The sequence below is a fragment of the Salinimicrobium soli genome, from assembly GCF_048323655.1.
GTDB classification, from domain to species: Bacteria; Bacteroidota; Bacteroidia; order Flavobacteriales; family Flavobacteriaceae; genus Salinimicrobium; species Salinimicrobium soli.
The window spans coordinates 581,643-595,050 of sequence record NZ_JBLUWW010000003.1; the positions used below are offsets into that span (position 1 = coordinate 581,643).

A 13,408-nucleotide genomic window follows, 5' to 3' on the forward strand; every position below is an offset into this window, starting at 1 on the left:
TATATTTAAAAGAGAAAAATTTTTGCCTTATGAAAACTACACGGGAATCGGCAAGGGAGGAAGCTCACCGGCATGTGGTAAAGAGCCTTCAGGAGCTTCTCGAGAAAAATTATGATGCCGAAAAAGATTATAAGAAGGCTATTGAACGTGCAGATAAGGCACAGCTAAAAGAATATTTCAAAAAGCAGGGCCTTATGCACAATCATTTTGCCACTGAACTTGACAGGGAAATACATGTGCTTAACGAACATCCGGTAGAGAAAAGTTCCGGACTGAACAAATTGCACAGAACCTGGATCAATTTAAAAAACAGTATTACAGGTCGTAAAGATGAAAACCTTTTAAAAGAATGTCTTGAAGGTGAAAGAAACTGTATCAAAGAGTATGAAGAGAAACTTAAAAAGAACCATTTCCCCGGTCATATTGAAGATGTACTCCGCAGCCAGTTAAAAGAAATGAAAGCTGCCTGTTCACAACTTCATAGCCTGACCGATGTTGAATAAAGAATATTAAAAAAATATTTAAGGAGCCGGCTTATTGTTTCACCACAATTAAGCTGGCTTTTCCACCTGTGAGAAGATTCCACTCTTTCCTGGTGACCTCAATTCCTTTAGCGTCAAAAACCCTTAATTCGGCTGTATTTGGTCCCGAGGCTCCCTGGTTAAGCGCCTCGAATTCCACATTGTTCAATCCGCTGTTGAGTTTCACGAAAATTGGTGTATATCCCGCTCCAAGCGATACGCTGTTTTGTACCACCTCCCCGTTAAGATAAATTCTCACCTTGTCACCATCCACATACTCGTGGTCGCGGCAGTAAAGTTCCACATAGGATCCATCTGTAATAAAATCTCCTAGGTATTGATCACCTTTAAATTCAGGCCTTATCTCTTTATCCTCTTTAAAGGCTTTAGGAGTAAAGTCTTTTTCTTTATAGGTCAACAAGCCATTATCTGTCCTCATACTAAAGGACTTCTCTTCTTTTTCTCCTAATTTCCGTGTTTCGGGAGTATTGCTGAAAATCCCATTTTTGGTAGATAAGCTGTGGTTGCCGGTAGATTTTACTGAAGAATTATTACTCTCATTTTTTGAACTTAATAATTCCCCCGGAGCTTTGACAGGAGTAGACGATTTATCTATTTGCGAAAAACCTTCCGCAGAAAATACCAGCATGAAAAAGAAAAATATAAGTAGTCTCATTATCCTATGGTTGTTAACTACAACTAGTCTATCAAAAATGTGACCTAATTTACTGAAAAACAAAAAAAGAAAGACTACGATAAAATATCAAACGGATATTTAACGGGATTTTAACCCCGAAATTATTGGTTTAACTGGGCTTAATCAGTAATTTAAAAAGAAAACCAATTGTCATGACAAAGAAAGAAGAAATGCCCAAGAAGAATAAGGACAAAAGAGAGAGAAAGCCTGAAGGTATGCCTTACAATCCCGATATAACTTCTGAAGACAAGGAGGTACTCAATAACCAGAGTAAGGACGAGAAAAAGGGCGAATATTTCAAAGACCGCAATCAACCCATAGACTATACAGGGTCAGACCTGGATATTCCTAAGATGGATGATAAACAATTCAACGAGACGAGGAATAAGGCTGATGAATCTGAAAAGAACAGGAAGCCTAAGGAATCGGCCAATTCTAACGATAATATTGAAGCACAGTCTGATACAGTGTATAAGGGTGAGGAGGCAGAGAAATATAAAGACCCTTCTAAAAAGGGGAATAAAGAGAAGTAATTAATAAGAAACCGGAATTAAAGTTCCGGTTTTTTTTAGCAGGTCTCCCTGTACTGTTTGTGTTTACTGACATCTACCACATAGGAAGTCATTTTTTTGATCATAAAGGTCTCTGCCCCTTCCAGTTGAAAAATGTCACAAAAGCCAAAATATTTTTTCTGTCCCAGCCTGTTCTTACCTACCACGATCCCTTCAATGATAGCCGAATTTTTATCAGCGATAACATTTTGAATATCGATCTTCATTGGGGGCATATCTTTCATTTGGTCCAGGGCCTCGGAAAATTCTATCTTCCCTCCTACTGTCTTCTCCCCTACGATCACCCAACAGAAATCTTCAGAGACATGATTTAAAAGAAAATCACTGTCCCCGTCTGCAAAAGCTTTATTCACTTTCCGAAGAAATTCTTCTCTGGGATTCATGTTCGGGATATTTTGGAAAGTAGAAGTTTTTTACATATCTAGTTGATTTAGATGATTTAAGGTATATAAAAATAAGGTTTTTGAATTAAAAATGTGTCATGATAATGACATTTTTAAGAAGTAAAATAAACGCAGCCTGAATAAAATTACTCAATTCTCAAGATTGGAAGTGGTTTATTGAAACTGCGGAAAGATTATTTAATTAACTTTGATTTCCGATATTCATCCTGCCCCGAAAGTTCTTTAAGGGCCCGGAAAAATTCTAACTATGCAAATTCACCACCTTTTAGAAAAGAGATCTATAGCCAATACTTTTGTCGCTCAATTGCGTGATCTCGAGATACAGAAAGATCGCATGCGGTTTCGTAAGAATATTGAAAGACTTGGAGAGATCCTGGCCTATGAAATGAGCCAGCATCTGATGTATGAGAAGAAAGACGTTGTAACTCCTTTAGGCACGGCTTCGCTGGAACTGCCAAAAGAAGATGTGGTGATCTGTTCTATATTACGAGCCGGTCTGCCTTTGCATACCGGGCTCCTCAATTTTTTTGATGCTGCCGAGAACTCCTTTATTTCAGCATATCGTCATCACCCGAACAACGATGAGAACTTTGAGATCCTGGTCGAATATTTGGCTTCTCCTTCTTTAGAAGGAAAAACTCTCTTACTGGCAGATCCCATGCTTGCTACCGGAAGGTCTTTTGTGAATGTTATGAAAGCCCTGGAGACCATGGGAACACCTCGTGAAATTCATCTTGTAGCAATAATAGGCGCCCGTGAAGGCATTGAATACGTCAAAGAATCTTTTCCTGAAAATTCCCATTTATGGATCGCCACCATTGATGAGAAACTCAATGACCGGGGTTATATTGTCCCGGGCCTTGGAGATGCCGGTGATCTTTGCTTCGGAACCAAGATGCAACACTAGAACGGATAACCGATCGCGAAATTAAGAACGGGATCTTTGTAGCGGAAGTCCCATCGGTCTCCTTCCGGAAGCCATGGGATCCTCACCGGTGCAGCGAGATCAAACCTGATCACAAAGCTCTGAATATCGATCCTCAATCCTGTCCCCACTCCTATTCCAAATTCTTTAAGGAAATCAGACCCGAATTTTCCGCCGGGAAGGCTGCTGTTCTCTTCGGTGTTCCAAACGTTACCCGCATCGGCAAAAACGGCCCCTTTTAAAAACTGGAAGATCGGGAACCGGTATTCCACATTGGCCTCCAGCCGAATGTTCCCCATCTGGTCATAGTAGGAAAAGGTGTCTCCTTCGGGATGATAGGTCCCGGGACCAAGGGATCTTATCCGGAAGGCGCGAACACTATAAGGGCCACCGGAAAAATACTGCCGGCTAAAGGGCATTACCTCTGAATTGCCGTAAGGAATTCCAATTCCTGCGAAAAGACGGGTGGCTATTTTTTGCTGAGGTGTGAGTTTATAATGATACCTGAAATCGGCGTCGATCTTAGCATACTGTGCGTACTCGAGTCCGAGGAACGTCCTGGGACGCTCACCGCTGCTAAGCAGGTTGAGAAGGTTTCCTGCCAGATCGAGATTAGAGTTTAGGAAAAACTGGTGCCGCCTGCTTTCATCGATCATTCCGTTATAGGTAAAGGAATAAGTAAGGCCGGCAATAAATTGTTGTCGAAAACTGCTTTTTAAGAAAGGATTTTCTTCCAGAACATCTTCAAATTGTTGGGTGGTATTGCTCAGCTTGACATAGTTCGCTGAAAAAGGACTAAACTCATGGGTAATAAACCTGTTCGCTTTCCAGATGTAACCAAAGCTTCCGGAAACAGAGAACAAGCTAAAAAGTCGGCTTCTATTCAGATATTCAAAGCCGAGGCTGATCTTGGTCTTGGGAATTGAGTATTTGAACCAATCTTCGTTAATAGGGATAAGGGATAACATTCGCGGAAAGATAAGATCAGTATCCAAACCTAGTTGAGTACTGCTCGATCCGGACTGGTTGCCTCCGGAAAGTTGTTTTTCATATCCTACCCTCCCCGTTATGTTCAAAATTTCACCTCCATGGAACAAATTGCGGTTGGTGTAGGTCAATGCCAGGTGTGGACCGGCGAAATTGTTCGATTTTGTCACCGCCTGCAGTTCAGCACGAATAGAGCGTTTGTTCAAAGGAGAAAGAAAAATATTGCCCTCTAAATATCCCAAACTGTCTGTGGCCAGGGAATCCAGTTCATCATAGCGGATATTGACAAATTTATAAGCACCCAAAGAGGTCAATCTTCGGCTGGTTTTTCCTGATTCTAACGGGTCGTAGAACTTCCCTTCATCTATTAGAATAAAAGGATCAAGTTTATTCGGTTTAAAGAAAATCTCATTCTGAATGTAATTCTTTCCTTCATATCGAATAGTATCTCTTTTCAGGGTATCAGTTCCTACCACATAATTAGGATAGACATTTACATTTTTGATAATATAGGGTTTGATACCGGCTTCGGGAACTTCGTTCTTCAGACGCAGGAAAAGATCAAATTTTTTACGGTCATATTGATTCGTATCAGCCTCAAAAATGAGGAAATTTGAGCTGAAGTTATAATAACCTTTAGCCTTCAAAGCATTATCAATTCGCTCCCTTTCGGCTTTCATCGCCGCAAGATTGAATGTCATACCTTTTTCCAGAAAAGTCTCCGGCAGCGTTTCTTTGATCTCTTTGTATATATGCAGGGAATCATTGTCCAACTGGTAGGTTTCCAGTAAATATGGTTCTTCGGGAAGCTGGGCTGTATAAGAAATACTCGCAGTCTTCTTCTTTTCATTCCGTTGAACAGAATGATCCACCCGACTATAGAAATACCCGCGGTTCTCTAACCTGTTCTTTAAAATATCCTCCGTTTGGAAAGGATCAGCATCTGAAAGGTAAACCGGTTCTTCGCCAATCTTCTTATTCAGGAATTTGTTCAGGAACCCCGGATTCTCCTTTTGAGCCTTATAATGGAAATAAAGACCAAAACGGGAGCCCAGGAATTTTTTGTTCGGTTCAGGACCAATGAGGCTTTCCAGTTGCGCCTTAAGGTCCTTTTTGTTAGCTATTTCATCTTTTGAACTCAACTCCAGGTCAGCACCGGTATAGAGAAATTTATCCTCAGGAATGAACTTTTGCACACTGCAGGCCTGAAACGCTATGAGCAGCAACGTGATTAAAAAGATTTGTATGGTTGGCTTTTTCAGCATAAAGGCTGTTTAGTTTTTTTCTTCTGTTTTCTTCTTTTTCTCGTCCTGAACGATCTGGTCCCACAACTCATGGAATTTATTAAAGTCCTGGGTGAAGATCAGGGCGAGACCACTTATTATGATCTGTCCGTCTATTACATTTTCGAAGGTTTTTCTTCGGAAAGCTTTTAGTCGGAAACGACCGTTTTCCGTTAGTAAATACTCCAGACTGACATTTCCTATCACAGGACTGTTTTCGTCTACCTGACTGCTGCCCAGAAGGTCTACTTCGCTTCCTACACTTACAATTAACCGGTCATCCAGCAAGGATTTTTGTGCAGTAATATCTAATTGTGTTCTTTGCTGCGGACTGGTACCTTGATAATCTGTATAGGAATCCAGACCAAAGTTGAGGTCAATTCCCGTTTCTCCCATCAGTTTGTCAGAAAAGATGTTCAGCTGATCAGATAGTGCTGCATTGAGATTGTCCCTTGCAAAAGCCAAAGTTCCTCCCGAAGCACCGTCACTTCCGGAATCGGGGAAAAACCTGTTTAGAACTAGAAGTGAAAACACCTGTTTGTTCAGTTCATTTTCCTGTAGATTTATTTGTTGAACCCTTCCGTAGACCTGTCCGCCGATTGCACCCTGTTCATCTTCGGGCATATCCAATCCAAAGGACAATTTAGGCTGTGCTATCTCCCCTCCTATTTTCAAATAGACCAGGAAGGGCAATTCCTGTCTGAAGCGGTTTCGAACATCCATATCTGCACCCGTAAGCTGCGGAGCCATTAATGCCGAAGCAGAAGCTTCCACTTCATATACAGCTGTGATGTTAAGATCGGCATCCAAAGGGTCTCCTGCCCATACGATGCTACTACCTTTCATCAAGTTAAATTTCCGGGTAACCAGGTTGTACAGGGTCATTTCATAATGCCCGTCACTGATCTCGTATCGGCCAGACATGGTGGTGCGTCCGTTTGGGTAAATGTTATAAAGGATTTCTCCGCTTCCGGTTGCCTGAAAATTGTCGCCGGTCTCTTTGTCCAGGATAACTTTGAATGTGGAATTCTTTTCAATGTCTATATAAGAGTTCAGTTGAAACCCTGAAAAAGAGACTGTTTCTCCCTGTTGCTGATTTCTGGTCAAAATACGATCTGGGTTTTCCCGGTTCACAAAGATGACAACCCCCTCCCGTTCTTCAATTCCCAATGTTGCTTCAGGAATAACATAGGTCATGCTGGTCCTTTCATCCACATTAAGATCCAGTTCTACCTGGGGCAGGTCTAGATTACCGGTAAGAGATCCGGTCGCATCAAATACTGCAGTTCCGTAGAAAAGGTCATTATCTTCTTCTGTTGAATTAAGGGCTGTGAAATTCTCGGTTCTAAAACTAAGATCGAATTCAGGATTTGTGATATTCTCTGTAAGAAGGGAGCCGTCTATAAAAAGGGAATTTCCATTCATATCTTTTATCTCAAAATCATCAAGATAAAAACCTTTATTATCTAGCCTGAGAGTTTCATCGGGCAGTGTGAACGGAGCGTTGAGAGTAGCGACGGTGAATTGAGCCTGCTTGAATTGCAGTTGACCTTCGTATACAGGTTCGGCAGTGGTCCCGGTCACGTCAATATTGCCGGTAAAATACCCGTCGACATTCCTGATTGCTTCCTGAGAAAAACCCTGCAACACTTCCATTGAGATCCTATTGAGGTCGAGCTCGAGATCCAGGTTGGCCGCCTCGGTATCCGCGATGTATGACCCGGTAAGATCCAAATCTGCATTGCCGTCCTTTATGGCAAGATCTAAATTATACCGGTCACGGCCAATGGCTTCGGCATCTATGGTAAGGTATCCCAGCGGTACATCCATGACGGCAAAATTGCGCACATTGAGATCTGCCAACAAACCGGTACTTCCAAAAGGCTCCTCGACAATAAAATTTCCATTCATTTGCCCTGAGGCCAGCACATTTTCCGGATTAAAATAAGAAAGCAGGGCAGCCAGGGTGAAATTCTCAAAATGCATCCCGATATGTTCTTTTTGAACCCCGTCAATATCGTTGCCTATTCGGAGTAATTGCTCATTACGGCTGAGCCTGAAATTATTGAACGTCCAGGAATCATCGGCAATTAGAATTTCATTTTCGGGATCAATTGTCCAGTCATTAGAATTCAGAACAAAATCTTCCGGAAATATATGATACCTTAAAATGTCATTTTTGCGGGTTATTTCAGAAAGAGTATGTACCAGCTGATCATCTTCATAGTTGGAGGTAAAATCAAGTCTCAGAATTTCATTTTTGAGATCCCCTTTTAGGATGGTCTCTCTAATGGCCAAAGGTCCCGCGTCCAGCTTTTCCAATCCAAAATGGAAACTTAGTTGGTCCCGGTCACTGTCCACGTTGAAACGCAAACTGTCAACTTCAATTCCCATATACTGAATGTAAGGCAGGTTGATATTTCCGGTAAGGCTGCGTTTATTCTCATTGAAATCAACGGCAACATGAATAGTATCCATCTCCTCCAGCTGCGGTAAGAGTACCTGTTCCATAATGGGAGCCGGACTTATTTGCGCGGTCAATTGAAGGTTTACCGGATCTATGATAGTGTCTCTTGCTACCGGATCTGAAAAATAGCGGTCAAAGTGTCTTGTCAAAGCAGCCGTGAATTCGTTAGGATCAGAATTAGAATTGAGCCGCAGGTGCACCATCCGGTTATCTATTCCCAATGAAGTAGTGTCTGGGCGCACATGAGCTTTCAATTCTACCTCTCCCAGCAAATATGATTCATTGAGGTAAACAGCCACTCCATCAGTAATATTGGCAGTAACATCATAACTTTCAGCATTTCCTTCAAAATTAGCACGTAAATCGAGCGCAGTGTTTATAGGTCTGGGAGAAAGTCCCAATGCCTTGAGATCAGCTCCAATAAGGTTAAGTCGAACAGCAGCTTTTGGAGAAACAGAATCCAATTCAACAAAACTCTCCAGTTTCATATTTAAATTCTCATCCTTGTAGTCGACATTGGCAAATCCTTCTCCGTTTTCAATTTCCCCATACAAGGCGATGTCCTCGAACTGGTAATTATTATAGGACAAGCTGGTGATGGTGCCGTCCACTACTGCATCTAAAGTGTTAATGTCGTCTCCTTTTCCCGAAGCGGACATATTTAGGCTTACCGCTCCCAATTGCGGATTGTCCAAAAGTTGACCCAGTTCAAGTTTAGTAGCGGTGATGTCTGCATTGAAAGCCATTCCCGGAGCGGTAACAAAACGACCGTCAATGGCCAAAGCTCCTGCGGAAGAATTTAAAGTAGCATCAATAGTTATGTCTTCAGGAGAACCCTTGAAGCTTCCCGCCAGGGTCAGTTCCTGCGGAAGTTTGATTCCCAGGTCTTCTTCTTTTATAAACTGCTGAAGGTCTTTCTTAGTTGAACTCATTCTGAAAGCGGGGAAGTCAAACTGAAGATCATCCGGTTCCATTGCGTTGAGAATGGTGCCCTGAGCAGCCAGACTTGTTTCTGCACCCCAGTTTATTTGGGTGTTAGAGATCTTAACAGCCGAAAGTTTTCCTTCAGCATGTAACTGTCCTGCCAGTTTCTTTTTGCTGAGTGCAACTATATATTGATTTTCCCTGAGTTGAGGTTGGAAAAGAAATGCATCTCCCACGTCCAGACTAAAATCAGGAAGATCTACCTCAACAACAGCATTTTCCGGAGTTTCTAAAAATTGAGAAAAAGAGGAATAATCCAGTTGCAGCTTTCCAGCCAACCTGTTTTCGTTCAGTTGAATTCCAAGATCAGTGACTTTCAACTGTTGATTGGTAAGACTAAGATCAAAAGTTGTTTCTGCCAACTCAAGACCCGATTTCTCCCTGAAGTTAAATTCCTCCACATGAAGTTCGGCGTTCTTTGGCTGATAGAAAATGTCATGAGCCTTAAGTGTGAGATCATTAAAGGCAAGTGCGGTAGGTTCAAAAATGCCTTCTTGGGGAACTTTCTCTCCGGTGAAGAAGTTTATACGGTTATTAATAAGTGAGATCTCATCCACTTTCATCTTCCATTCAGGCCACTCAAAACCGGTGGACGCCACTGCTGTGGAGTCTTTGTTGTCATTGGATGATGTTTCAGAAGTCTTCACCAGGATTTCCGAACTTCTTAATCCCAACATGGCAACGTGGATCTCCTGGTTGGCCAGATCGGCTTGCGGAAGTTGGAGGAGAAAATCATCCAGATAGAGATCAGTGAGTAATCCGTCAGGAACAGAATGGTAATTAGCGACCACGTCATCTATTCTAAGGTTCTCTACAGAAAGGAAAGGAGCAGGTGTTTCTTCGGAAGGAGGTTGTTCCGGAAATGCTTTGGTTTGCAAATAGCTGAACCTGGTGTTTTCCAGGGTGGCATCACCTATTTTAAAGACCATACTGTCCATGTCGAATTCCTGCATCTCAACTTGCAGAGTACCTAATTTGAATTTGGCATCGATCCCTGAGACCTTATCATCATAATTGACCCTGAAATCTTTAAGATCTAGATCACCAAGAGTAAAGGCCATGGCCGAAGCTGTGGTATCTGTAGCGGTTGTAGCCGTGGTATCTGCAGGAGCGAAAATATCCATCAGGAATTGGTAGTTGTAACCTTGAAGAGAATCCTGCCTGCTAATATTGGCCACTACTCCACTCCATTCAAGATTATCAATTGAAATTCCTTCTCCCCGAAGGATGGGAAGTAATGGGATATCAGCTTCCAAATCTTTTGAGTAAACCAAAGTGTCTCCTTTTTTATCTTCCAGGTAGACACCCTGTAAGCTGATATCTCCCGAAAAAGTAATAAATAGCTTATCGATCTGAACTTCAGTATTGGTCTTGTCAGATATATAAGATATTAATTGATCGGTAATAATTCCCTGGCCCCAGGGACTGCGGATAAAGAGCAACAGCAAGAGAATAAAGATGAAAATACCGAGTAGGATCTTTCCAAAAAGTTTTAACCCGGAGCTTTTCTTTTTCTTTTCCTTTTTCTTCTTTTCTTCTTTCAATGGTATAGGGCGATTCTTTGATCTTTAAATTTACTTTATATGAAGCAGAACAAGGAAGAATTGAGAAAAAATTGTTAAAATTCGCTTTTTGGATTCCTGAAGATTACTGCCCCACTTTTCCAAAAAAGATAGAAATATTCCCAGAAGCAGCCATTCAATTAGGAATAATTTAGCACTTGCAGGGTTTGAGTGGTAATCTTTAGTTAAATGAAAGAGCATCTAAAAAGCAACTATATAATTTGTGCCACATTAATGCGTTTTAATGCCCGTAACCCAAATTTAATAATGAATCTAAATTTTAAAATGAGACCTATGAAACGATTTCTTACCGTCACAGTGCTTACTGCAGGCGTATTGACTTCTTGTGTATCCAAAAAGAAATATGTGGAGCTGGAAGAAAATTACAATGACACCCGCAGTAGCCTACAGAAGACACAGGTAGAAAAGGAAGAACTGGAAGAAAAGCTGAACGCTATAGAATCCAGGGTGGCAGATTACAATGCTAAGATCAATTCTCTAAAAGATGAGAATGATCAAAAACTGGAGTTGAATGAGCTAACAGCTATGTCAAACCAGAATAAGGAGAAAATGCGAGAAACTCTTCGAAGAGTTGATCCTGCCGCATTGGCCGAAGCCAAAACTCTGGAGGATTCTATTAATCTTGCAGTTTCTTACAACCTTGAAAATAAGATAAGCAGCGGAGCTTCAGACGATGTTGATATCACTATTGATAAAACAGTGGTAATGATCAATGTTTCAGATAAACTTTTATTCCGCAGTGGTAGCCACCGTGTTAGCAGAGATGCTTATCCCCTATTGGAAAAACTTGCTGAGGTGATCAATTCGGAACCGAGTATGGAGGTAATGGTCGAAGGACATACCGATTCTCAAACAATGGTTGAGAACTCGTACCTGGTAGATAACTGGGATCTTAGTGTAAGACGTGCAACTGCTATCGTACGACTTCTTCAGGACCGATTCGATGTTGCTCCTGAAAAACTTATTGCCGCAGGACGCAGTAGTTTTAAACCATTAGTGGATAATGATACTGCAGAAAATCGTGCTAAGAACAGAAGGACCAGAATTGTAATCATTCCAAATCTGGATAAATTCCTGGCGCTGTTAGAAGCAGATGATCAATAGGAATAATAGATGAAAAGAAAAGGCTACCTGTGAGGTAGCCTTTTTTTATGCATTTTTCTTTCTTTTCAACCAGTAAAAATCCAGCGCATATTTTCCGGCACCGGTTATTAAAATGACCAGGTAAATAAGAAAGTAGATAGCCGGTAATTCCTTGGCATTGAAACTGTCGGCAGCATGGATCAAAAAAAATGCTGTTGCCATGGTAGCCATAAGAGGCAGTACAGCTAACCGGGTACCGAGGCCGAGCATTACCAGGATGGAGCAAATGAATTCAGCAAGAACAGCCAAGGTTAGCGTAAGGGCAGGCCCAAAGCCGAAAGGATCAGCGAATTGGATGGGTTCGTCACCGAAGAGTTTGATCAGTTTGGGAAATCCGTGGGTAAGCATCAGCATCCCTACACCTAACCGGAGCACTAAAAGAGCTGCATCAATGTTGCGGAGTTCGAAGTTGGTAGCGTAATTTTTGTTCATAATTGAAATTTTGTAATTAAATATACATATAAATTCTTACCAAATTCGGTTTACTGTGATTGGTAACCTCCTTAAACTACAACGTTTTCGAAGGGAGCAATGTGTATTTCATCGATTTTTATAGTACTTTATCGATGAATTGAAGAATTTTTTTATCTTCAACTTTAGTTACGAGCCAGATGAAAAACATTATTCTACTTCTTTTTTTATTCTTTGGTTGTTTAGTGGCCAGATCTCAGGCTACAGCAACTTTTACGGCTTCGGCAACCATTATTGAACCCATCGGGATCTCTACCACTTCCAATATGAGTTTTGCTCATCTCGAGGCCGGCTCCGGGGGGTCGGTAATTCTTTCTCCGGAAGATCAACGCTTCACAACAGGAGACGTTCATCTGGCTGCAGGAGGTGAAGTTTCAGCGGCAGCCTTTGAAGTTACGGGACAGCAGGGATTTTCCTTTAGTATCAGTTTACCGGAACAGGACTTTATTTTGAGCAACGGAAGCGATCAATTGATCCTGAAGAATTTCACCTCCAATCTTCAGGAAAAAGGATTTCTCCCGGGTGGAGTAGCACAAGTAAAAGTGGGTGCTACTTTGGAGGTCAAAGGAAGGCAGCTTCCTGGGAATTACACTAGTCAGGCCCCCATGGCGGTCACCGTCAACTACAACTGAGATTCAGGTTTTTGCCTGAAATTTCTATCCCTTTTAAGAATTTTTTATGAACCCTTGTGTCGTTTATCGAGTAAATAGAGCGATTGTCGATTATTTTTGTGGGAAACTTCTTCTATGTGCATATTCGCACCTGAATAATAAAATCCCTAACCCCCAAACCATGAAAAAAATTACATTTATACTTTTTGCTCTTGTCGCAGGAACCGCTTTTGCACAGGAATCTGATTCTGCAATTGCTAATGCTACAGCTGATATTGTGAGCCCAATAAGTATTAATAAGGAAGTGGACCTAACATTTGGTAAAGTGGCGAATAATACTGCTGGTACTGTTGTGGTTGCCACAGATAATTCGGTAGGAACTTCATCTCTTTCACAGATTGGAACGACTTCTCCTACAGCTGCTAGTTTTTCAGTCACTGCTGCAAAGGACTATGCGTATACAATTACTTTGCCTACGGCGGCGGTAACTCTTACAAATGTTTCTGACAATAATGAAACAATGACAGTTGATACTTTCAAGCATGATGCAGGTGGGACTCCTAAAGGTACAGGTGCTGTTCAAACTGTTAATGTTGGTGCAACTTTAAATGTTGGTAGTAGTCAAGCTACCGGAACTTACAGAGGTCAGTTTACAGTTTCAGTTGATTACGAATAAAATATCTTTGATGATATGTCTAAAACGCCGCCCGCTGTGGCGGCGTTTTTTAGTTTCGCCCGTTTCCATTAACTTACTGTTCCA

11 protein-coding genes are annotated in these 13,408 nt (G+C 41.5%); 6 read left to right on the forward strand and 5 right to left on the reverse strand.

Annotated elements, in window-relative coordinates; all coding sequences use genetic code 11:
- The first annotated feature begins 29 nt into the window (after positions 1-29).
- Entirely contained in the window at positions 30-503 is a 474-nt protein-coding gene (locus ACNORC_RS12055) for a ferritin-like domain-containing protein (RefSeq protein WP_418335897.1), read from the forward strand.
- A gap of 31 nt (positions 504-534) precedes the next feature.
- Here the strand turns inward: ACNORC_RS12055 and ACNORC_RS12060 are convergent, their stop codons facing one another.
- A complete protein-coding gene (locus tag ACNORC_RS12060; RefSeq protein ID WP_418335898.1) occupies positions 535-1,197 on the reverse strand; it encodes a hypothetical protein in 663 nt (220 codons plus the stop codon).
- A gap of 173 nt (positions 1,198-1,370) precedes the next feature.
- Between ACNORC_RS12060 and ACNORC_RS12065 the strand changes: the two genes are divergently transcribed.
- Positions 1,371-1,751: a hypothetical protein gene (locus ACNORC_RS12065; protein ID WP_418335899.1), complete on the forward strand. Its 381-nt coding sequence runs from the start codon at positions 1,371-1,373 to the stop codon at positions 1,749-1,751.
- A gap of 35 nt (positions 1,752-1,786) precedes the next feature.
- Here the strand turns inward: ACNORC_RS12065 and ACNORC_RS12070 are convergent, their stop codons facing one another.
- Positions 1,787-2,173 (reverse strand): nuclear transport factor 2 family protein, encoded by a 387-nt coding sequence (locus ACNORC_RS12070; protein ID WP_418335900.1) that lies wholly within the window; start codon positions 2,171-2,173, stop codon positions 1,787-1,789.
- A gap of 268 nt (positions 2,174-2,441) precedes the next feature.
- Here ACNORC_RS12070 and upp point away from each other — a divergent pair, with 268 nt between their 5' ends.
- Positions 2,442-3,101, forward strand: a complete 660-nt coding sequence (upp, locus tag ACNORC_RS12075; protein ID WP_418335901.1) for a uracil phosphoribosyltransferase — start codon at positions 2,442-2,444, stop codon at positions 3,099-3,101.
- Here the strand turns inward: upp and tamL are convergent.
- Together tamL and ACNORC_RS12085 are read right to left on the reverse strand one after the other, a co-directional pair.
- On the reverse strand, positions 3,098-5,371 hold the full coding sequence (gene tamL, locus ACNORC_RS12080) for a translocation and assembly module lipoprotein TamL (protein ID WP_418335902.1): 2,274 nt from the start codon (positions 5,369-5,371) through the stop codon (positions 3,098-3,100). The genes upp and tamL overlap by 4 nt on opposite strands.
- A 9-nt stretch (positions 5,372-5,380) precedes the next feature.
- The gene (locus tag ACNORC_RS12085; RefSeq protein WP_418335903.1) at positions 5,381-10,384 is read right to left on the reverse strand and encodes a translocation/assembly module TamB domain-containing protein; all 5,004 of its coding nucleotides are present in this window, start codon (positions 10,382-10,384) and stop codon (positions 5,381-5,383) included.
- Between the two features lie 312 nt (positions 10,385-10,696).
- Between ACNORC_RS12085 and ACNORC_RS12090 the strand changes: the two genes are divergently transcribed.
- Positions 10,697-11,527, forward strand: a complete 831-nt coding sequence (locus tag ACNORC_RS12090) for an OmpA/MotB family protein (RefSeq protein WP_418335904.1) — start codon at positions 10,697-10,699, stop codon at positions 11,525-11,527.
- A gap of 45 nt (positions 11,528-11,572) precedes the next feature.
- Here the strand turns inward: ACNORC_RS12090 and ACNORC_RS12095 are convergent, their stop codons facing one another.
- Complete coding sequence (locus ACNORC_RS12095; RefSeq protein ID WP_418335905.1) at positions 11,573-11,998, reverse strand: DoxX family protein; 426 nt, start codon at positions 11,996-11,998, stop codon at positions 11,573-11,575.
- A gap of 179 nt (positions 11,999-12,177) precedes the next feature.
- Here ACNORC_RS12095 and ACNORC_RS12100 point away from each other — a divergent pair, with 179 nt between their 5' ends.
- On the forward strand, positions 12,178-12,669 hold the full coding sequence (locus tag ACNORC_RS12100) for a DUF4402 domain-containing protein (protein WP_418335906.1): 492 nt from the start codon (positions 12,178-12,180) through the stop codon (positions 12,667-12,669).
- A 160-nt stretch (positions 12,670-12,829) separates the two neighbouring features.
- Complete coding sequence (locus tag ACNORC_RS12105) at positions 12,830-13,324, forward strand: DUF4402 domain-containing protein (RefSeq protein ID WP_418335907.1); 495 nt, start codon at positions 12,830-12,832, stop codon at positions 13,322-13,324.
- The last annotated feature ends 84 nt before the right edge of the window (positions 13,325-13,408 follow it).